15 protein-coding genes are annotated in these 20,663 nt (G+C 67.8%); 8 read left to right on the forward strand and 7 right to left on the reverse strand.

Annotation, left to right across the window (positions count from 1 at the left end; translation table 11 throughout):
• Positions 1-357 precede the first annotated feature (357 nt).
• On the forward strand, positions 358-3,402 hold the full coding sequence (locus tag ML539_RS07555; protein ID WP_243322167.1) for a cytochrome c3 family protein: 3,045 nt from the start codon (positions 358-360) through the stop codon (positions 3,400-3,402).
• A 131-nt stretch (positions 3,403-3,533) separates the two neighbouring features.
• Here ML539_RS07555 and ML539_RS07560 read toward each other — a convergent pair whose 3' ends face one another.
• The 5 genes from ML539_RS07560 to ML539_RS07580 all read right to left on the reverse strand — a co-directional run bounded on the left by ML539_RS07560 (position 3,534) and on the right by ML539_RS07580 (position 10,027).
• Positions 3,534-5,102: a peptidyl-prolyl cis-trans isomerase gene (locus ML539_RS07560; protein ID WP_243322169.1), complete on the reverse strand. Its 1,569-nt coding sequence runs from the start codon at positions 5,100-5,102 to the stop codon at positions 3,534-3,536.
• Positions 5,103-5,145: 43 nt separating this feature from the next.
• Complete coding sequence (locus tag ML539_RS07565; protein ID WP_243322171.1) at positions 5,146-6,303, reverse strand: cytochrome c3 family protein; 1,158 nt, start codon at positions 6,301-6,303, stop codon at positions 5,146-5,148.
• 62 nt (positions 6,304-6,365) lie between these two features.
• A complete protein-coding gene (locus ML539_RS07570) occupies positions 6,366-8,147 on the reverse strand; it encodes a hypothetical protein (protein WP_243322174.1) in 1,782 nt (593 codons plus the stop codon).
• Between the two features lie 92 nt (positions 8,148-8,239).
• Entirely contained in the window at positions 8,240-8,905 is a 666-nt protein-coding gene (locus ML539_RS07575) for a cytochrome c3 family protein (RefSeq protein ID WP_243322176.1), read from the reverse strand.
• Positions 8,906-8,965: 60 nt separating this feature from the next.
• Positions 8,966-10,027 (reverse strand): hypothetical protein, encoded by a 1,062-nt coding sequence (locus ML539_RS07580; RefSeq protein WP_243322178.1) that lies wholly within the window; start codon positions 10,025-10,027, stop codon positions 8,966-8,968.
• Positions 10,028-10,334: 307 nt separating this feature from the next.
• Here ML539_RS07580 and ML539_RS07585 point away from each other — a divergent pair, with 307 nt between their 5' ends.
• The 7 genes from ML539_RS07585 (at position 10,335) to ML539_RS07615 (ending at position 19,314) form a co-directional block, all read left to right on the forward strand.
• Positions 10,335-11,696 (forward strand): NHL repeat-containing protein, encoded by a 1,362-nt coding sequence (locus ML539_RS07585; RefSeq protein WP_243322180.1) that lies wholly within the window; start codon positions 10,335-10,337, stop codon positions 11,694-11,696.
• Entirely contained in the window at positions 11,693-14,287 is a 2,595-nt protein-coding gene (locus tag ML539_RS07590) for a cytochrome c3 family protein (protein ID WP_243322182.1), read from the forward strand. The genes ML539_RS07585 and ML539_RS07590 overlap by 4 nt, the downstream gene beginning before the upstream one ends.
• Before the next feature lie 19 nt (positions 14,288-14,306).
• Positions 14,307-15,584, forward strand: coding sequence for a cytochrome c biogenesis protein ResB (locus ML539_RS15435; RefSeq protein ID WP_347710743.1), 1,278 nt, complete (start codon positions 14,307-14,309; stop codon positions 15,582-15,584).
• A gap of 2 nt (positions 15,585-15,586) precedes the next feature.
• A complete protein-coding gene (locus ML539_RS07600) occupies positions 15,587-16,126 on the forward strand; it encodes a hypothetical protein (protein ID WP_243322184.1) in 540 nt (179 codons plus the stop codon).
• Positions 16,123-16,950 carry a cytochrome c biogenesis protein CcsA gene (gene ccsA / locus ML539_RS07605; RefSeq protein ID WP_243322186.1) on the forward strand — a complete coding sequence of 276 codons (828 nt, stop codon included), beginning with the start codon at positions 16,123-16,125 and terminating at the stop codon, positions 16,948-16,950. Before ML539_RS07600 ends, ccsA begins: the two co-directional genes overlap by 4 nt.
• Positions 16,951-17,021: 71 nt before the next feature.
• Entirely contained in the window at positions 17,022-18,482 is a 1,461-nt protein-coding gene (locus ML539_RS15670) for a radical SAM protein (RefSeq protein ID WP_243322187.1), read from the forward strand.
• A gap of 82 nt (positions 18,483-18,564) precedes the next feature.
• On the forward strand, positions 18,565-19,314 hold the full coding sequence (locus tag ML539_RS07615; RefSeq protein WP_243322189.1) for a hypothetical protein: 750 nt from the start codon (positions 18,565-18,567) through the stop codon (positions 19,312-19,314).
• A 26-nt stretch (positions 19,315-19,340) separates the two neighbouring features.
• Here ML539_RS07615 and ML539_RS07620 read toward each other — a convergent pair whose 3' ends face one another.
• Positions 19,341-19,868, reverse strand: a complete 528-nt coding sequence (locus tag ML539_RS07620) for a hypothetical protein (protein ID WP_243322192.1) — start codon at positions 19,866-19,868, stop codon at positions 19,341-19,343.
• Positions 19,865-20,653 (reverse strand): nucleoside triphosphate pyrophosphohydrolase, encoded by a 789-nt coding sequence (mazG, locus tag ML539_RS07625; protein WP_243322193.1) that lies wholly within the window; start codon positions 20,651-20,653, stop codon positions 19,865-19,867. Before mazG ends, ML539_RS07620 begins: the two co-directional genes overlap by 4 nt.
• Positions 20,654-20,663 lie beyond the last annotated feature (10 nt).

Here is a 20,663-nt window from a genome sequence, read left to right on the forward strand (position 1 = left end):
TTCGTGACCCGCATCACCTGACGCAGAACGTGGAGCACCGGTCCAGGCCGCAGGAGTAGACCGCACCCCGCTGAGGCCGAGAGAGGTCTGCGGGAATGTTGTCTACGAAAACCTGATGCATCGAGATCTGGGCTCGGACAATCCCGTGACCAACTCATGATCGATCCGAGCCGATCCTCCAGCAGATCCTGACCATCCCTCGACCACTCACGCCGGAAATAACCTAATCCAGACACCTTTTCATGCGCGATACCGCTGCAGAAGGCCACCAGGAAATCTTGGACAGCACAAAGATGACACTAAGATGAGATATGCCCATCCCCCCCACTGGGCTCCACATCTGAGACCGCCGACGCCATGACCCCCCCACGCCGGACCCTCGCTTTCCTTCTGTTCGCCTTGCTGGTGGGCCTCGTGCCCTGCAGCGCCGCGGACGCGCCCCGAACCTGCCAGGACTGCCACCCCAAGGTCCGCCAGGCCGCCGCTCCGGCGACAGCTCACAAGCCCCTGCTCGACGGAAAGTGCCAGTGGTGCCACAAGCCCCACGGCGCGGCGAACGTCAACCTCCTCCACGAGGGCGGCGGCCGGGCCCTCTGCGCCATCTGCCACAAGGGGTTCAAGCAGGCCGCCAGTGAGCGCCCGGCGCACCGCTTCGAGTCCAAGGGCGAGTGCGGGGCCTGCCACGGCGCCCACGACACGGGACGCAAGCGCCTGCTCCGGAAGGACGCGCAGGAGCTGTGCCTCTCCTGCCACGCGGACATCAAGGCCCGCACCACCTCGGCCCATCCCCATCCCGCGACGGACGACTGCCTGGCCTGCCACCAACCCCATCCCTCGGCCACGCGCAATCTGCTGAAAGCGGGCGTCCCGGGCCAGTGCGGCACCTGCCACGACCTGGCCGGTCTCTCGAAGACCCACGGCGGCTTCCCGCTGAAGGCCGAAGCCTGCGCCACCTGCCACAACCCCCACGGTGGCGCGGCCAAGGGCCTCCTCCGCGACCGCGTGCACGCACCTTTCGCCCCGGGCTCCTGCGCCGACTGCCACGCGCCCGCCGCCGGCGGCGCCGTGAAGCTGGCGAAGGCCGTACCCGAACTTTGCCTGGACTGCCACGGCCCCCTGCCCGGCCCCGGCGTTCAGCACCAGCCGGCGAAGGACGGCGACTGCCTCACCTGCCACCGGCCCCATGCCGGGGACGCCAAGGGCCTCCTCACCGCCCCTCCCCAGGAGCTGTGCGCCAGCTGCCACACGGACCTCGCCAAGGGGAAGTCCATGCATCCGCCCTTCCGCGATGGCGCCTGCATGGACTGCCACCGCCCCCACGATTCGAAAGAGAAGGCCCTCCTCACCGCGCCCGCGAAGCAGCTCTGCCTCACCTGCCACGAGGATCTCGTCAAGGGCAAGAGCCAGCACGCGCCGGCCGCCCAGGGCGACTGCCTCGCCTGCCATGAGGCCCACGCCAGCGCCACGGCTCCCGTCCTGAAGCAGCCCGGAGAGACGCTCTGCGCCACCTGCCACACGGGCGTGGCGAAGGGCGAGGTGGCCCATGCTCCGGCGAAGAAGGGCCAGTGCCTCGCCTGCCACACGCCCCACGCCTCCGATTCCGCCAAGCTCATCAAGGGCGGCGAGCTGGCCGCCTGCGGCGCCTGCCACGAGAAGATCGTGAAGCGCAAGGTTCTCCATGCCCCGGTGAAGAACGGCCAGTGCAGCGCCTGCCACACGCCCCACGGCGGCGCGCTCGCGAAGCTCCTGAAGGACGACACGGAGAAGCTCTGCACCACCTGCCACGGCGACCTGATGAAGGGCGACGCCAAGCACCAGCCCGCCACCGGCAAGCGCGGCTGCCTCGCCTGCCACGATCCCCACGGCGGCGACCAGGCCAAATTCCTCAAGCGCGACCAGCCCGAGGGCTGCTACGCCTGCCACACCCGCAAGGACAGGTTCCAGGTCGTGCACTCCCCCGTGAACGATGGCCAGTGCAGCAGCTGCCACAGCCCCCACTCCGGCAGCGGGCCGGCCCTGCTGGCCTCCCCGAAGATCCAGGAGACCTGCGCCACCTGCCACGACCTCGCGGACGAGGCCCTGGGCCGCAAGCACCTCACCAGCTCGCTGGCGAAGGTGGACTGCCTGGGCTGCCACGAGCCCCACACCTCGACGAAGAAGGGCCTGATCCTCAAGGGCGCCCATCCCCCCTTCCTGGAGAGCTGCGGCAACTGCCACACGACGCCCGATCCCAGCGCCAAGCTCCCCGCCGGCACGCCCCGCCTGGACCAGCCCGTGCCCCAGCTCTGCCAGGGCTGCCACGCGGACCTGGAGCCCAAGGCCGGCGCCACCCAGCACCAGCCCTTCAAGGGCGGCGAGTGCCTGTCCTGCCACCGGCCCCACGCCTCGAAGAGCGAGTCCCTGCTGGAGAAGCCCGGCAGCCAGGTCTGCCTCACCTGCCACGAGAAGGCCGAGGCGCCCAAGGGCGGCTGGGCGCACAAACCCTACCTGGACGGCAGCTGCCGCGACTGCCATGCGCCCCACCAGACCGAGACCCCCCATCTCCTGCGCCAGAAGACCCTCGACCTCTGCCTCACCTGCCACACGGCCATCGCAGCGGCGGTGAAGTCCAAGCACGCCCACCAGCCCGCTGCCTCCGGCGAGTGCCTCAGCTGCCACGGGGCCCACACGGGCAAGCTGGCCAAGGGCCTCCTCCAGCCCGTGGAGGAACTCTGCGTCAGCTGCCACGACGCCGGGGATCTGAGGAAGGCCCACAAGGGCTACCCCGTGTCCGCCAAGGACTGCGCCACCTGCCACGATCCCCACGGCTCCAACAACGACGGCATGCTCAAAGCCACGGCCCACCCGCCGGTGGCGGAGGGCGGCTGTTCGACCTGCCATGCAGAACCCACCTCGGCCAAGCCCTTCGGGACCAGCGAGGCCCTGCCCGGTCTCTGCTTCAACTGCCACGACGGCGTCGCCGCGGCCGCCAAGAAGGCTTTCCCCCACCCCCCGGTGGCCAACGGCGAGTGCACCGCCTGCCACACGCCCCACGCCTCCACCCGGCCTTCGCTCCTGGCGGGCAACCCCCGTGACCTCTGCCTCCAGTGCCACGACGGGCTGCGGGACGAGGCCAACAAGGCGGTCTCCCGTCACAAGCCCGTGATGGACGGCCAGTGCGCCACGTGCCACACGGCCCACGGCGGCGACGCCAAGGGCTTCCCCCGCGGCGAGGTCCAGACCCTCTGCCTGAGCTGCCACAAGGACAAGAAGGCCGGCCACCCCGTGGCCAACCATCCCACCTCAGGCCGCACCATCAAGGCCACGGGCAAGCCCCTCTCCTGCCTGTCCTGCCACCAGCCCCACTTCTCCAAGAGCCCCAAGCTCCTGGCCGTCAGCGGCTGCGACGCCTGCCACGGGTAGGATCCCTTCCCACATGGAAGCCCTCGTCATCGGGCACCTGGCAAGACCGTTTCTACGCAAAGAAAGGCCCACGGTGTTGCTCCCGTGGGCCTTTCTTTGCGCTCCGTGCTTCTGTGAGGATCCCGAAATGGTCAGCGCTTGTCCAGTTCCTGCGCCACCAGCTCCGCGCCGTGGACCTTCAGGTAGTCCACCCGCACGGCGTCCCGGCACTCGGCAAGGGGCATCACGGGGCCCTGACGCCGCTCCAACACGTTGAAGATCATGTAGCCATCAGGGCCCAGCATGGGGCCCAGCGGCTGGTCCACCGGCCCCTCGAGCATGGGCTGAAGCAACGTGGGGGGCACCAGCTTCCGGAGCGAGGCCACCTCGATCCACTCCGGTTCGGGGCGGTTGACAACCTCGGCATCCCCGTAGCGCTGCACGGTTTCCCGCCAGCTCAAGCCCGATCGGACCCGAGCCAGGGCCTCATTCACGCGGTCCTCCGAATCCGTCACGAGAACCTGGAGCCGCAGGGCCCCCACCTGGCGGAAGCGGTCGGGATAGGCCTCGTGGTGGGCCTTCAGATCCGAATCCGCCACCTTCGCCGTGGCCAGATAGGCCTCGGAGAACAGGGCATAGGCCTGCTGACGCTGGCTGGCCCACAGGGCACCGCGGACGGCGGGTCGGCGGTCCAGCCCCTTCGCTTTGGCTGCCGCGGCAAGGCGGATCGAATCCGCGAGGCCTTCCATGAAGGAGGCCTTGGTGGCCGCCCCCAGGGAATGGCTCTGGCCCACGGTCTTCAGGGCTTCCGCGAGGTACTGCTTCGTGTCCCGCAAGGAGATCATGGCCCCCGCCACTCGGCCCGCGACGGCCTTCTCGTCACCAGGCTTGGGTTCCGTGGTCCGGTCCGACCCCAGGATCTTCAGATCGGCCTTGAGGGGATAACGCTTCCTCAGGTCCGTCAGGGTGGATTCCCGCTTCTGGGCGGCCAGGGCCTCGGCCATCTGCCGCATCCAGGTGTCCTTCACCGCCGGGAAGTCCTCGGCCTTGGGAGTCCGCACGGCGAACACCTTGGCCACGTGCCAGCCATACTCGGTCTTCAGCGGGCCGACCAGCGCGTCCACCGGAGCCGCAAACACTGGATCCCCGAAGGCCTCCACCAGCTGGTTTCGGCGAATCCAGCCCAGGTCGCCACGGTTCTTGGCCGCGCTGGGGTCGATGGAACATTCCGCGGCCACGGCGTCGAAGGCTTCGCCAGCCTGGATGCGCTTCTTGGCGCCGGCAGCTTCCTCCTCAGTCCGGCAGAGGACGTGCGAAATCTTGCGCTCTTCGCCCTGGTTCAGGAAGGCCGCACGGACCTGGTCCTCGGTCATGGTGTGGCCCGGCATGGAATCCAACCACGCCTTCCCGAGGACCTCCCTCCGGCTGCGCTCCAATCTCTCCCGGGCATCGGCCGTTCTCAGTAATCCCATGGCCTGGGCGCGCGACCAGGCCTTCTCCCAGCGGGCGGCCAGGGCCAGGACCTCCTTGGAGGCCATCGTGGGATTGGCGGCCTGAACGGCCTGCAGCTTTTCAGCCTCGGTCAGATCCTGGCCCGGTGTGGACTTCGGGGCCTTCGTCCTCTGGGGTCCCGCCTGGGCTACGGACACGAGCAGTAGGGCCGAGAGGCAGGCCGCCGTCCGGTTCGCCGGGCTGGGACACGGGGTGGATTCGGCTATCACGGGAACTCCTTGGGATGGAGGGCTGGATCCTTCGAGCTCTGGATCAGTAACGGGCCTGGACATGGTCGTAGCCATGACAGGTGAGGGTGCAGGTCCCGTGGCCCATTCCCAACCGCTGGAAGTTGGCGCCCCCGACGGAGGAGGCCGTGACCACCGATCGGTCGAACTCTATGAGGGAAGCCTGCCTGGGTGATCCGTGGGAGGCATGGCAGGTGGCGCAGGCGGTGGGCTCCCCGTAGCCGGGCTGGAGAGCCCCGCTCCGCCCGGGACGGAGATCGCGCGAGGAGCGGATTCCCAACACCGCAGCAGCTTCAGAAAGACCCGGTACCCGCCTCGGCGCCGCGGGACCGCCGCCCGTGAACCCGTTCAGATGCTGGCTGTGGTAGGGGAAGGACTGGTTCGTCAGGATGGACGGCTTGTCGTGGCATAGGAAGCAGAGGTCGTTGACACGGTCCCCCAGCCGTCCGAGATCCTTTTCGTGTCCGAAGGGGGCCTTGAGGATGGCGGGATTGGCGGACACGTGGGGGCCCCGGGAACCCGAGGCATCGGGATTGTCGTGGCAGGAGGTGCAGTCGAGCCGGCCCTGGAAGACCGAGGAACGCAGGCTCGGCAGATCGGGGCGGTCCGCCATCGTGGCCCCGATCCGGTGCGAGGAGACGGCCCCCTTGTCGAACTGAGAACCCAGGTCACGGGTCCCGGAGGGGAGCTGGGCCGCGTCCTGGCCGGCGTGGCAACCAAAGCAGATCTCGGCCACGGCCTGCGGCCGCCGGTCCAGCAGCTGGCCTCGGGCATCGAAGGCGGTGGTTCTCAGCTTGCCGCGCTCCTTCCCGTGGGCCTCGTGGCAGCCCAGGCAATCCTGGGCCAGGCGTACGGTCCTGGATTGGCCGTCCCGCGCCGTACGGAGGTAGGACTCGGCCCGCCTTGAGCTGAACCGCCCCTTCACATGCCCCGAGCCCTGGCCGCTCCAGGGAGACAGTTTGGGTGCGGCCTCCAGGCCAGGAAGGGTGGCCGAGCCCTCGTGGCAGGACAGGCACAGGGGCTCCGTGGCTGCCCGGACCAGCTTCGACTTGCCCGGCAGCGCACCCTTGCGATGGCTCATGTGGCAGGAGGCGCAGAGGCCATGAGACGTGGAAGCCCCGCTGCGGGAGGGCGCCTGGCCCGCGGCAGGGGCGGGCCGCCCCTGGGCCGCGAGGAGGCCCATAGCCCACCCCACGATCAATCCTGTCTGGATGGCACGCGACCACTGGATGGAGAACGCCTGCCTCATCGCCAGTTCCTCACGCAGATGGTATCGAACAACCGCAGCAACTCTAGGTTGAGGTTGTCATTGCGGAACCCTCCTTCCGTGCGGGCCGTCTGGTAGCGGACGCGGAGGGATATCTGGCGGAAGATCAGGTCGGTCCACGCCGACAGGGTGGTCATCGCCGGACTCCCCGAGGCCTGGGACCGCAGGGCGAGGGCCCCAATGGGGATTTTCCACAGCCGGCTGGTCACGCCCACGGAGTAGTAGCGGCTCTGGGTTCCGGTGCCCTCAAACCCCGGCGCGACGGCGTTCCCGGTCGGCGTCAGGGCAGGATCGCGGTGGCTGGTGTTGGCGCCCAGAGAGGCCGTCAGGGTGGTAGCACCCAGGCGGTAGGACCCCCTCGCGAGGACATCCGTGCTGCGCAGGTCCAGCCCCGGCTGGGCCAACCCCCGGTCGTGCCTCACGTCGCCCATCAGAAACAGCGTCAGATTGCCGCGGGTCTGGACCTGACCCGTCACCCGGGCCCAGTCCAGCACGCCATTCGTGCTGCTGTCGCTCATGCGCCAGAGGTCGGCCGTGAAGTCGAAGGTGCCGGACTGGCGCATCCGGCGCTGCAGCATCTCCTGAGCCAGCTCAGAAGGGATATAGTCCGGGGGATACTCGTCGCGCACCCGGCGGTCGTAGCTCCAATCACTGAGGAAGAACAGGCTGTTCCGGATCAGCTCGGGCACGCTGCCGCCCCGGGCGAAACCCAGGTTCAGTGAGGTCAGGTTCTTCGACGTGGCCAGGAGCGGGCTGTCCTGGCGGAGGGAGGAGAGCCCCACATCCCCATGGACCCGCCACTCAGGCGTAAGGCGGTAGGAGGCGCCTGTCAGGAAGGAGCCGATGCGGTTGCTCCACCCCTCGGAGGGCGTGTCGGCCTTGCTGTAGCTGCCCGTGGTGTGGGTGTGCCACTGCTCCCGCTCGTAAACCAGCGTTTCCGACGCGAAGGCGCTGTTGGTGCGCGTCGTGTCCGAGATGTTGGCGCCGGCGGACACCTCGGTCAGGGAATGCCATGCGCCTCTGATGGGGCCGTAGAAGGAGGCATTGACGTTCGACCACTGGTTGAGGCCTGAATCCTGGAACTGGGATCGTGTGCGGAGCTTCCAATCATTCGCCAGGAACGTGTCCGTATCCAGGGTCGCGGTGATGAACCTCCAGGCCTTCAGATCGAGAGGCACGTATTCCTGGCGGATGGCCTGGAAATCCACCTGCGTCGTCCTCGAACGGTGGTGGTTCTCGAGCTTCCACTCCGACCAACCCTCGCGGTAGGCATTGGGAGCATCACCCCCCTCCAGGTGGGTGTCCCCCTTCCGGTAGGAGAGGGCCGTGCTCCCCAGGATGCGGCTGCTGCCTTGCAGCCCGGCGCCCCAGGCCTCACCCTTCATGGAGCCCGAACCGAAGAGATCCGGCGACTGAGTGCGCTGGTAGTCGACGAAGAGCTTGATGGGCCGGTAGGGGAACAGGCTGATCCGGGCGCCGTAGCTCTGGATCCCGGTGATGGTATCCGACTCACTGCCGTAGGCCAGGCGGTTGTATTCCACGGCGCCGTTCAGGGCCAGGGCGCCTAGGCGGTAGGTGAAGACCGGCAGGCCCGCTTCCACCTCGTAGGTGGCCTGGGTGGCGGAGGACGAACCCAGCTGGCTGACCTGCCACTGGTCGTACCGCAGCCGGAACCGCTGGTTCAGCACCAGCGGGCAGTCCTCGGACCACGCGGCCACCGCCGCGCTCGCGAGCATCAAGGTGAGAAGGCGAAACTTCACAAAGGCCCCTCAGGAGAGCGCGTCCAGAAAAAGGCGGGGGGCGGGTGGAACCCACCCCCCGCGGGCCGAGCATGGTGAATCCTGGTGTGAGCCTACTTGACGTGGCAGGTCGTGCAGAGCTGCGAGTTGGTCATGGTCATGCGCAGGAAGGGCGCGATCGTGTTGTCATGCACGCTGTGGCAGCTGGCGCACTCGACCTTGCCGCTGAACAGGGGCAGGCCGCCCACGTTGGCCGTGGTGCCAGTCCCCGTCACGGCATTCAGCTTGCTCGGCACCATCGCCGCCGAGGTGTCATAGGTGATGGTCACGGGGTGGTCGTTGCTCAGGTCGACGCCGAGGGCCGGAGCATTCAGGAGATGGCCAGTAGTCGCGTCCACGTTGGTGCTGCCGGTCAGGGTGCCGAGGCCGCCGGTGGGCATGTTGATGAGCTGGCCCACGGAGGAGGTGCCGTCGTGGCAGGTGAAGCAGGCCAGGCTGGCGCCCGTGGGCTGGCCAGCCACCTGGACCAGGGTGGCGCTGGTGTAGGGGATGAAGGTGGGGGCGGTGGTCGTGTAAGCGTTCCGGTTCCACAGGGGCTGGTTGGCCAGGACGTTGGTCCCGGTCGCGGCATTGTGCGGAGCGTGGCAGAACACGCAGACCTGGGTGGTCGTGTACTTGGCGCCGGCACCGGAGGCACTCAGGTCATGCTTGGTGCCCTTGATGCCCGCGGACAGGCTCAGCGAGCCGGCGGCCAGGAGGACGACGAGAAGGGACTTCATGGTTCACCTCGTAGGTGGGTTGGGGGGGGGTGGGGGAAAGAGCGGGCGGCGAGAGCCGCCCTATTGCGGGGTTGGAGAGGGGGATGCCTTCTCCTCGCGCAAATACTGGAACTTCTGGATGCGGCGGTTGATCTGGTCGGCCACGTAGATGCCGTCCGAGGCGTCGATGGCGATGCCGTTCGGCACCTGGAACTGGCCCTTGCGGGCCCCGCCCGCGCCGACGGGCAGGAGGATCTGGCCCGACTGGTCGAAGATCTGGAAGTTGCCGAAGGCGCCGTCCACCACGTAGAGGTGGCCCTCCGAATCCACGGCGATGCCCTTGGGGCGGGCGAACTGACCGGCCATGTCGCCCACCTTGCCGAAGGTGCGGATGAACCGGCCCTTGTAGTCGAAGAGCTGGACGCGGAAGTTGCCCGAGTCCACCACCGCGAAGCCCAGGCCCGGAACCATGCAGGCGTAGGTCGGGTAGTTGAACTGGCCGTCGTCGGTGCCGCGGCCGCCTAGGGTCTTGATGAGTCTGAGGTTGCGGTTATAGAGGCGCACGGCATGCTCATCGCCGTTCACCACCACCAGGAGGTCCCGGGATTCGTCCACGGCCAGGCCCACGGGGCGCTGGATGCCATCCGGCCTGCCCACGGAGCTGAGCTGGTGCCCCTCCTTGTCGAAGACCACCACCTGGCTCGCGTTGGCGCTAGCGGCGTAGACGAACTTGGAGTCCGCCGCGAGGCCCGTGGGCGAGGGCAGCACGGCACCAGCGATATCCGAGAACTTCCAGATCTTCTTGTTGGCGGGGTCCATGGCGATGACGCCCAGGTTGTAGTCGCCGACGAACATCACGCCCTTGTCATCCACGGCCACGCTGAGCGGCCGCTGGAGCCAGATCACGTCCTCGGACTTGCCGGCCAGGCGGTCGAGGAAGCTGCGCTTCTTCTTGGCGCCCACATCGAAGGCGTTGCGGTACTCGGCCACCCACTTGATGCGGGCGGGAGCGGGCGGCGGGGGCCAGGCCAGCACCTCGTCCTGCGCCACGGGAGGTGCGGCGGGTTTCTGCGCGGACAGAGGCGCCATCGCGCTCGCGACACACGCGAAGGCAACGGACAGCAGGGTGGAATGCTTGAACATGGCTTGTTTGCCTCGTGGATGGCTTGCATCGGACAACGTCACAGGAACCTGTCAGCCGACCCTCGAACCATAGGGCCCATAAGCGAACTACGGGTCATCTATTTTTGTGATTTTGATCATCTGGTTTTTTTTTCTTAGGGGCCTTTAAGAAACGATTGCTTTGTTGCAGCTCGCAACTGTTGCGTGTTACACGGCATAGATCATCTGCTTATCCTTAAACCTCATTCCGCCTTATGCTCCTGGTGTCCCGGACCTTCTTCCGAGGACTCCCCCCCCTCTGCACAGCCAGTTCCCTGGAGGTCATCCCATGACCGGCCGGTCCATCCTTCGCCGACGCTGGGCCCTGTCCACGGCCCTCGCCTTCCTGTCCGGCCTCGGCCTGGCGGCCCAGGCCACGCTTCCCGTCGCCACCCCATTGCGCTCCTATGACAAAGGCTTCCGCGCGCCGGTACGCCTGGCCACGGATTCCGCCGGACGCCTCTTCGTGGCCGATCCCCGGCTGGGAGTGATCACGGTCCGCGACGAGGCGGGCCGGTTCCTCGGGGCCAAGTGGGGCTTCGCCCAGCCTCTCGGCATCGCCGTGGATCCCTCGGGCCGCATCTTCGTCTGCGAGGCGGGCAAGGGGCGAGTTTCCATCTTCACGCCCGGCTGGGTGCCCGCGGGATACCTCGGCCAGGGCGACGGCGAGTTCCAGATGCCCAACCACCTCCAGATCACGCCGAACGGCCTGGTCTACGTGGTGGACAGCCAGGCCAACCAGGTGAAGGTCTACGGCCCTGGCAACCAGCTGGTACGCCAGATTGGGACGACCGGGGCCCTGGCTGGCCAGTTCAACTTCCCCACGGGCGTCGCAGTCGCGCCCTCGGGCGAGATCTTCGTCTCCGACCAGGGCAACGAGCGCATCCAGGTCTTCGACGCCAACGGCACCTTCCTCCGGAAGTTCGGCGGCCTCCTCGGCATGATCGGAACCAACACCACCTTCGGCCGCGTGCAGGGGCTGCTCGCGGATGCCCAAGGGCGCATCTACCTGGCGGACTCCTTCCGCGGCGTGGTGGTGGTGGTCACTGCCACAGGCACCGTCCTGGGGAACCTGGGCAGCTTCGGATCAGATCCTGGCCAGCTTCAGGGCCCCGCCAGCTTGGCCATCGACCGGAACAACCGCCTCCTCGTGGCTGCGCCGGGCAACACCCGGGTGGAGGTCTATGGACTGGATGCCTACACCGATCCCCACATCCTCTCCGCAAGCCTCTCCGTGAAGCCCACCCAGCTGGTGCGGGAGAATCCCGAGGGCCGAGCCCACGCTCGTCAGTCCACCACCCGAGCCGTCCGCAACTGGCGGGAGCAGGATGACGGGATTCCCGGCGCCACCATGCGCCCCCCCCTGGTCTCTGTCCTCATCCGGATCCCCGGCGTGGATCCATCCACCATCCAGGGCGGCACCCTCACTGCCAACGGGGTGGCCGCCACCCGCGTCCCCGGAGCCTTCATCGGGGACTTCGACCACGACGGATTCCTGGAATACCGGGCCTGGTTCGACCAGAACCGTATGCTGGCCACCCTGCCCGACGGGGACGCCTTCCTGGCGCTGTCGGGCAGGCTGAACGACGGGCGTACGTTCGAAAGCCTCGCTTTCGTGACCGTAATCAATCCGACCGGGAGCGCCCAATGATCCGCCGCCTCGTCCTCCCCGTTCTCGCCCTTGGGCTCCTGCTCAGGGGTGAAGCTAGGCTCCTCGCCAGCGACCCGCCACACAACTCTGCAAACAACATCCAGTGCGTGAGTTGCCACAAACTGCACAAGGCACCCGGCGGTACGCTCACCACCGTGAGCGGCAACGTGAACCTCTGCCTCAGCTGCCATAGCGACGGCGCCAAGGTTTCCAAGGCTCTTTACAACTCGGACCAATCCGTGCCCGCAAGCGCCAGCCTGGTGGGCTCCGCCGCCGGCGGCACGTCCCACCGCTGGGATTCCAGCGCCGCGGGGCGCCTCATCAAGACCACCAACAACTCCACCGCGACCATCACGCCTTCCGGCGACTACACCGGCGCCTACCCCGCCACCATCATGATCAAGGTCGATACCACCTTGGGCGCCACCACGGGCAAGGCGACGGTCACCTGTACGCAGACCATCGATGGCACCACCTGGACAGCCATCGGCACCTCCTTCACCACCAGCACTACTCCCCAGCTCCTGACGGGGACCGGCGTGTCCCTGGCCTTCTCCAGCACCGGCACCTTCGCGGCCAACGATGTCTTCTACCTCTACGTCCGACCCGACCTAGTGAACCCCACCTCGATCATGGCCACCCGCCTCGAGGGCGGGAAGATGATGTGCTCCACCTGCCACGACCAGCACCTGCAAGCGAACGCGCCCTTCGACCCGACCGCCCCGGGCATCACCAGCGGCACCGGCAGCGCCGGCCGCCACTTCCAGCGGGTGAGGAACGACGACGGCTCCATGTGCGGCGACTGCCACGCCCCCCGCAACGTGGGCAAGGGTGGCACCTCCCATCCGGTGAACCTGCCCGTGGCAGGTGCGGCGAATACCAAGGCCCCCACCACCGTGCCCCTAACATCCAGCGGCAACGTCCACTGCCTCAGCTGCCACGACTTCCATGGGGCGCCCACTACCACCACACCCGCGGGCATGCTGCTGCGCGTGAGCAATTCCACGGCCCTCTGCACCGATTGCCACACCCTGGCGGACACCACCACCGCCAATACCCACACCAACTCCACCAGCGGCATCCTCTGGCCCGGCGACGGGTACGGCGGGAGCACCTACTATCCCTCCCCTGGCATTACGGACACCACGAAGCGTGGTGCATGCATGAACTGCCACACTCCCCACGGTTGGCCCGACGCCAACAACCCCGGTGGCAAGTACGCGAACGCCCTGGGAGCGGAGCAGGACAACCTCTGCGAGACCTGCCATGACGGCACCCCCGCCAAGGACGTCCGCACCCAGATCATCAAGACCTACCGCCACCCTGTGGACCGCAACAGCGGCCGCACCGTGGGTTGCGCCGACTGCCACAACCCCCACATGGCCGTCGCCGGCGTTCACGCCTATGGTGTGACCACTCCGGCGATGACTGTGGATCGCAACCGCATCCGCACCGCGCCCGTGGCGGGGACGGCACCGACCGTGTACAGCGGAGCCATGAAAGGCGTGGATGGGGTCAAATTCAACTACTCAACAATCGCCAGCAACTGGGCGGTCCCCGTCGCCACCACCTTTTCTAAGCTTAATAGCGGAAATCCCAAAGGCTTCCTTGGCGCAGGAGGCACTGGAGAGACTGACCGTGGCGCCGAGTTCGAATACCAGGTCTGCTTCAAGTGCCACACCAGCTATGACTCGATGAATTCCACCACGAGCAGCACCATCCTAAGGACGGTGGCCTGGGGCGGAGTCACCGCGCACTACAACGCCGGCACCGCCAAGTTCACCAACGGGAGCACCGCCGTCGTCGGCACCAGCACCACCTGGACCACGTTCATGGCCGGCATGTACATCCAGAAGAACATCACCTCCCCGGCTTACCGGATCGCCTCCGCCACGGCCACCTCCATCACCCTGGCCACCCCCTACGCGGGCACCACCGATGCTTCCGCGGCTGGTTACACCATCACCAAACAAGAGACCGATCTGGCTCAGGAGTTCAATCCGAAGAACGCCTCCTTCCACCCAGTGGTTGCGGGGGCGGCCGCCGCGGGAAGCGGCTCCAGCGCCTTGACCGCCGCCCAGATGAAGGCTCCCTGGGCTACCAACCTCGGCACCCAGACCATGCTCTGCTCGGACTGCCACAACACGGAAGCCGCCTCACCGGCGGCCCAAGGGCCCCATGGATCGGCAAACAGGTTCATGCTCAGGGGCACCAACGTTCTTTGGCCGGCGACGACGGCGTTCAATGGCTCAACCCTCTACAACACCACCTTCTGTTCCAATTGCCACACCTATGCCTCAACCAATGTCGTCCACGCTGAACACACTGGCCGTTCCGCTTCGGGTAAAACCTTCACCTGCACCAGCTGCCACCTGTTGGTGCCGCATGGTGGCAAGCTGGGCCGCCTGATCGCCACGAATACTGCTGGCCTACCCAAACGGTACGCTGTGGATGGGGACTCGACGAACGTCTTGATTCGCGCTTTCGTTAAGGCGTCAACCCCAGGAGGGTACTCGAAATCCAATTGCGGATCCGCACAGAGCGGCTGTACCACCCATTCCCTGACTTCGAGCGCCTCGAACTCCTGGTAGTACGAGGCCATCCTTGAGCGTGACCTGGCTTCAGCGGCTGAAGCACTTCCTCATCTCCCCGGCGACCATCGTCGGGGATTTGGCCGTTATCACGCTCCTGGGAAGCCTCGGAGCCGCCTTGCCCCAGGCCGGCGTGGCTGCCGCCGCCGAGGTGGGGTGGCTGCGCCAGCACGGGCCCTTCCTCTCTTTCCTGGCGGATCACCTGGCCCTGGACCATGTATTCACCAGCCCGCCCTTCCTGGTCGCGCTGGGCTTCGCCACCGTGTCCCTGTCCATCGTGGTGGTCGAGCAGATCCGCCGCCTGGCCGCCCAGTGGAAACTCACCCCCACGGAGGGTGCCTTCCGCGGCGCCCCCTTCCGCGCGGAATTCACGCGGCCCGCCTCGGGGGCTGCCACGACGCTGCGGACCCGCGGTCGCCTGGGCTTGGCGGGCTCGCCCCTGTTCCACCTGGGCCTGCTCTGCGTAATCCTCGCCGGCGCCCTCCAGGCTCTCTTCGGCGTGAGCGCGGTGGTGGACCTCTACGAAGGGGAGGTGCTCCCGCCCGCCGTCGAGGCCTGGGGGGCCCAGTGGCCCGGGCCCCTGGGCTCGCCCTTCCGCCTGGAGACGCCCCTGCGCCTGGTGTCCGTGGAGAGCACACGCTACGGCGGTGGCGATCTGCGGACCCTCCGCCTGCGGTTGGCGGAGGTGACGTCGAACGGAGACCAGATGCGCGAGATGGGCATCAACCAGGACCTGCCCGTGCCGCGGGGTCGCCTCTACGCGGACAACCAGCACGGCCCTGCGGCCCTGGTGGAATGGAGTCTCCCCGCCAAGCCGCCCCAGCGGACCGCCATCCTGCTGGAGAAGAAGGAGGCCGCCGCCTTCGGAGCCTACTCTCAGGGGCCGGGTCACCTGCGCGCCCGCATCCGGGTGCCCATGCCCGGGGATGGCAGCCGCCCCGGCCTGGCGGAGGTGCGCGTCCTCGACGGCCCCGCCACCCTGGCGGAGGGCCCCCTGCGGCCCGGCGAGAGCCTGCCCCTGCCCGGGGGTGGCGCGCTGAAGCTGCACGGCCTCCCCTACTGGGCCCGGCTCCACGGCAATCACGACCCTGCCATCGGGCTGGCCTACCTGGGCTTCGCCCTGGCCCTGACGGGAGCCGCCCTCACCTACGGGATCACGCGAGTGGACGAGCTGGTGGCCGTCACGCCTGAAGGCGAGTTCGAGAGGGTGGTAGTGGCCCTGCGGCCCCACCGCTTCGCCCCCCTGTTCCGGGAGCGGTTCGAGCGCCTGGTACGGGACCATGGAGGTGAGGTGTGATCATGCGAATGTTCCTTGCCCTGGCAGTCCTGGCCCTTCCCCTGGGCCTCGGATGCTCGCGGGTGTCCTCCAGCGAGGCCAGGATGCTGGTGGCCCGCTACAACCAGGTGGTGAGCGAGGCCTACCGGAAGAACGATGTCCGTCTCATCGACGAGGTGGTGGGACCGGACGCGCCGGATGGCAAGCGCCTCCTCGGCCTCATCGGCGTGCGCATGGACATGGGCCTGACCCTGGATGCCCGCCTGGAAGACCTGGAGGTGACGAAGGTCGAGCAGGCCGCCGACAGTCTCCAGGTCCACACCCGGGAGCAGTGGCGCTACCGGGATGTGCAGACCGCCACGGGCCGGCAGGTGGGCGAAGCCTCCGTGGACCACTACGAGATGCTCTACCGGTTCAGCTACCACAAGGGCACCTGGCTGGTGGAGGAGACCAAGTTCACGGCACCACCCCAGGTGGGACGCAAGGAAGTCCCCTGGAACATCGACGCCAAGGATGCCCACGGCATGATCACCGCGCCCGCCACCCAGGGAGCAAAGCCATGAGCCCCTTCTTCCAGGAGACTCTCCTCCACTGGACGGCCGTGGGCGTCTACGCCCTGGCCGCCATCCTCTTCGCCCACGCCCTGCTCTGGGACCACCCCGCGCGGGTCCGCTGGGCTCGCGGGCTCGCGGCCCTGGGCCTCCTGCCCCACGGGGCGGCCCTCGTCATCCGCTGGATCGAAACGGGCCACGGCCCCTACATGCTGAAGTACGAAGTGCTGTCCTCCAACGCCTGGATCGCCATCCTCATGCTGCTCATCGTGCTGTGGCGGCGACCCCGCTGGGCGGGGCTAGCCCTAGTGGTCCTGCCCGCCGCGATCCTGATGATGGGCCTGGGCCTGCTGGCGAGCCCGGAAGCCAAGGAGCTGCCCCCCACGCTGCGGTCCATCTGGCTCGTCTTCCACATCTTCTTCACCAAGCTGGCGGTGGGGGCGTTCCTCCTCGCCTTCGCGGCCGCGGTGCTCGTGCTCCGCAAGCTCAAGGGCGCCACCAGCCCCTTCCTCGCCCGGTTCCCGTCGGCGGAGGTCCTGGATGCCTCGATGATCCGCTTCGTGGGCTTCGGCTTCGTGTTCTGGTCCACCACCATCATCGCCGGCGCCATCTGGGCTCATCAGTCCTGGGGCCGCTACTGGGGCTGGGATCCCATCGAGACCTGGTCGCTCGTGACCTGGCTCTGCTTCGGCACCTTGCTGCACCTGCGGCTGTTCTACCGCCTGGGCCCGCGGGCCACGGCCTGGTTCACCATCGGCTGTTTCGGGGTTTCCATCCTCACGGCCTTCATCTTCCCCTTCCTCCTGCCCTCGCTTCACGCCGCCTACTTCCAGTGACCGGGGATTGTGACTATTTCCGCCACCTTTGACCCCAGAATGATGTTGCGAAAGGCAATGAGGGTGACGTCGTGAGCAAGGTTCTCTTCGTGGTGCCACCCTACTCCAGCTGGGGGGTGGAGGTCATCGGCACCTGGCCGCCGCTCCAGATCGCCTACCTGGCGGGGGCCGTCGAGGGGGCGGGGCATGAGGCCCGCATCTACGACGCCATGAACCGGGAGGGCGCCAGCTTCGAGAGCATCCGCGCGGAGGTCGAAGAGTACCGCCCGGATATCGTCGTGGCCTACGACTACCTGCCCGTCACCGGCGCCATCAGCACGGCGGTGGTGCCCGCGGCCATGAAGGCCCTGGGACTGGCCAAGGCGGTGGATCCCGCCATCACCACGCTCATCGGCGGCCCCTTCCCCACCTTCAAATACGCCGAGCTTCTGCGGGATCCCTCCGGGGCCGTGGACATCGTCCTGCGCGGCGAAGCGGAAGCCACCTTCCCCGAGCTTTTGGCCGCCCTTCCGGGCGGCGCGCTGGACGGGGTCCGCGGCCTCGCCTTCCTGCGCGACGACGAGATCATCGTCACCGAGACCCGCCCCCACATCACGGACCTCGACGCAGTCAAGCCCGCCTGGCACCTGCTGGACTGGGACGCCTACCGCTACCGCATCGATCCGCCGGGCCGCATGGCTTCCATCCTCACCTCCCGCGGCTGCATGATGGGCTGCTCGTTCTGCAGCCACCGGGCCTTCTGGCGGGGCGACTGGCGCGCGCGGACGCCTGAGGACGTCATCGAGGAGATCCGCCTGCTCGTGGACCGCTACGCCGTCGAATCCATCACGATGATCGACCCGTACCCCACCCACGACCGGGAGCGCTGGGAGCGGCTCCTCGACCTCATCATCGACGCCAGGCTCGGCATCCGGCTGCTGATGGAGACCCGCGCGGAGGATGTGGTGCGCGACGCGGACCTGCTGCCCAAGTACCGGGAGGCGGGCGTGGTGCACCTTTACATCGGGGCCGAGGCCGGCACGGACGAGCTGCTGGCCTCCCTCAACAAGGGCAACGACGTGGACGCCATCGTCCAGGCCATCCGACTCGCCCGCGAGCACGACATCGTCACCGAAGCCTCCTTCATGATCGGCCACCCCACGGAGACCCAGGCCTCCATCGACCGCACCATCGAGGTCGCCATCCGGATGAACCCCGATATCGCGGTGTTCCCCGTCCTGACGCCCATGCCCTTCACGCCCCTCTACGACCAGATGCAGGACCGGGTGCGCGTCCACGACTACTCCAAATACAACCTGTCCACCCCGATCATCGAGCCGTACGACATGACGATCGAGGAGGTCGCCATCGCTCTGGGGCGCTGCTACATGACCTTCTACGCCCAGAAGATCCCCCAGATCCGGGCCCTGCCGGACGGCTTCAAGCGCCGCTACCTCCTGAGCGCCTGCAAGGAGATGATGGCCGCCTACGGCAAGCACTTCAGCCACCTGGGGGCGAAGATGCCGAAGATGCACCCCCATCCGGCCGCCTGATCACCCAGACGCCACGACCCCTCGGGATCACTCCGCTCAAGCCCGATAGGTCCTTGCACCTCATCCACCAAAGGAACTCCCCATGTCCAGCGCCCTCTCCCTTCTTCTCTCCGCTTTCGTGATGGCAGGTTTCAGCCCAGCCGCCACGGCGGCCAACCCGCCTCAGGCTACCTCGCCCGCGCCCCACCCCACGGGAGCCCAGATCCCCAAGGGCGAGGACCTGACAGGCAAGGTGCTCGAGCGCCTCGAGGCTTCGCCCTACTGCTACCTCCGTCTAAAGACGGCCAAGGGCGAGGTGTGGACCGCCGTCCCCGAGGCCAAGGCCGAGAAGGGCGCCAACGTCACGGTCGCCAATGCCGTGCTGATGACGAATTTCGAATCCAAGACCTTGAAGCGGACCTTTGCTGAGGTCTACTTCGGCACCCTGGCCACCCCGGGCACGGCTCCGGCAACCGGGGCCAATCCCCACGGCCAGGCCGGACGCCCCGCCAAGCCCGTGAAGGTCGGGAAGGTGGCCAAAGCCGCCGGCGCAGACGCCCGCACTGTGGCCGAGATCTGGGCCCAGAAACAGAACCTGAAGGGGAAGGGCGTCACGCTGCGCGCCAAGGTCGTGAAATACACCAAGGGCATCATGGGCAAGAACTGGCTGCATCTCCAGGACGGCAGCGGCGACCCGAAGAAGGGCACGAACGACCTCACCGCCACCAGCCAGGCCGAAGTGGCCGTGGGCGATACCGTGACCATCCAAGGCGTGGTCCAGACCGACAAGGACTTCGGCGCCGGCTACACCTACGCGGTGATCATCGAGGATGCCAAGCTGACCGGAAAATAGCCGCCAGCCCGTCGTTCACCTGGGGTTCACCTGGGCCGGATCGCCCCCTGCCCCGGCGGCAGGCCTGTGGCGAAGGCCTGGCCGCCGGCGCCCTGTTTCTCGAGCACGAGCGCCTGCAGGGTCCGGGCGGCCCTGCCGCGCAGGCGGATCATCCGCCCCTCGGCGCCCAGACGGAACTCGGCGGCGCTCATGAAGGCCCAGGAGGATCCGCTGGCTTCCTTCTCGAGCCGGATCTGACTCCAAGGGATGCTGGCCGGCCCCTGCCACCAGGCGGGCTGGAAAGGGAAGGGCTGTTTCATGTGCAGGCAGCGACGGCCCACTTTCAGGGACATGGGCGAGTGGCCGCGCAGGGCGCCGAACTCCACCTGCTGCCAGCCGAGATTCTTCTCGATGGGGTCGGTGGGATCGGCGGGGAAGGCCGCATAGAGCGCGGGAATGCCCATGAGCCGGTTGGTGAGCCAGGAGCCCGCCAGGAAGACCACCGGGATCAGCAGCAGAATTGCGGGCGGGGGCGGGGATCCGCCGCGTGACGCGAGCAGCGCGAGGACCATCATGGCTTCTGCCTCCGCTTCGCGGCCTGCCAGGCGGCTTCCATCTCGTCGAGGGTGCGTCGGTCCCATCCGCCCGCGGCCCGGGCATCATCCTCCACGGACGTGAACCGGCCCTTGAACCGCGTCATCTGGCGGCGCAGGGCCCGGTCCGGGTCCACCCCCTTCTTCCGTGCCCACTGCATGAGGCTGAACAGCACGTCGCCGAACTCCTCTTCCACGCGCACAGGGTCGGACTCGGCTTGGAGCTCCGCCACCTCCTCCTTCACCTTGTCGAGGACGCCCTCCAGATCGGGCCACTCGAAGCCCACCTTCGCGCAGCGGCGGCCGATCTCCAGGGCCTCCTCCATGGGCGACAGCGAGGCCGGGATGCCCTCGAGCAGGCGCGGATCCCGGCCGTGGAGCCCCTTCTCCTCACGCTTGATGGCGGCCCAGTTGGTGAGCACCTCGTCCGCGCCCTCCACCTCGACCTCCGCGAACACGTGCGGATGCCGGCGCACGAGCTTCTCCACCACCGTCCGCTCCACGTCATGGAGATCCCAGGCGCCCCGGTCCGCCGCCAGCTGGGCGTGGAAGGCGATCTGCAGCCAGAGGTCGCCCAACTCTTCGCAGAGGTGCGCTTCCGTGACGGGATCGCCGGGTGTGTGCGCCGCCAGGGCGTCCAGCACCTCCGCCGCCTCCTCGCGAAGGTAGCGGGCCAGCGACACGTGGGTCTGCTTCAGATCCCAGGGGCAGCCCGTCTCCGGCTTGCGGAGGGCGGCCATGACAGCGCGGAGGGTCGTGGGTTCCATGCCCCAGGGT

It is taken from the genome of Geothrix sp. SG200 (genome assembly GCF_022808935.1).
Classification (GTDB): Bacteria; Acidobacteriota; Holophagae; order Holophagales; family Holophagaceae; genus Geothrix; species Geothrix alkalitolerans.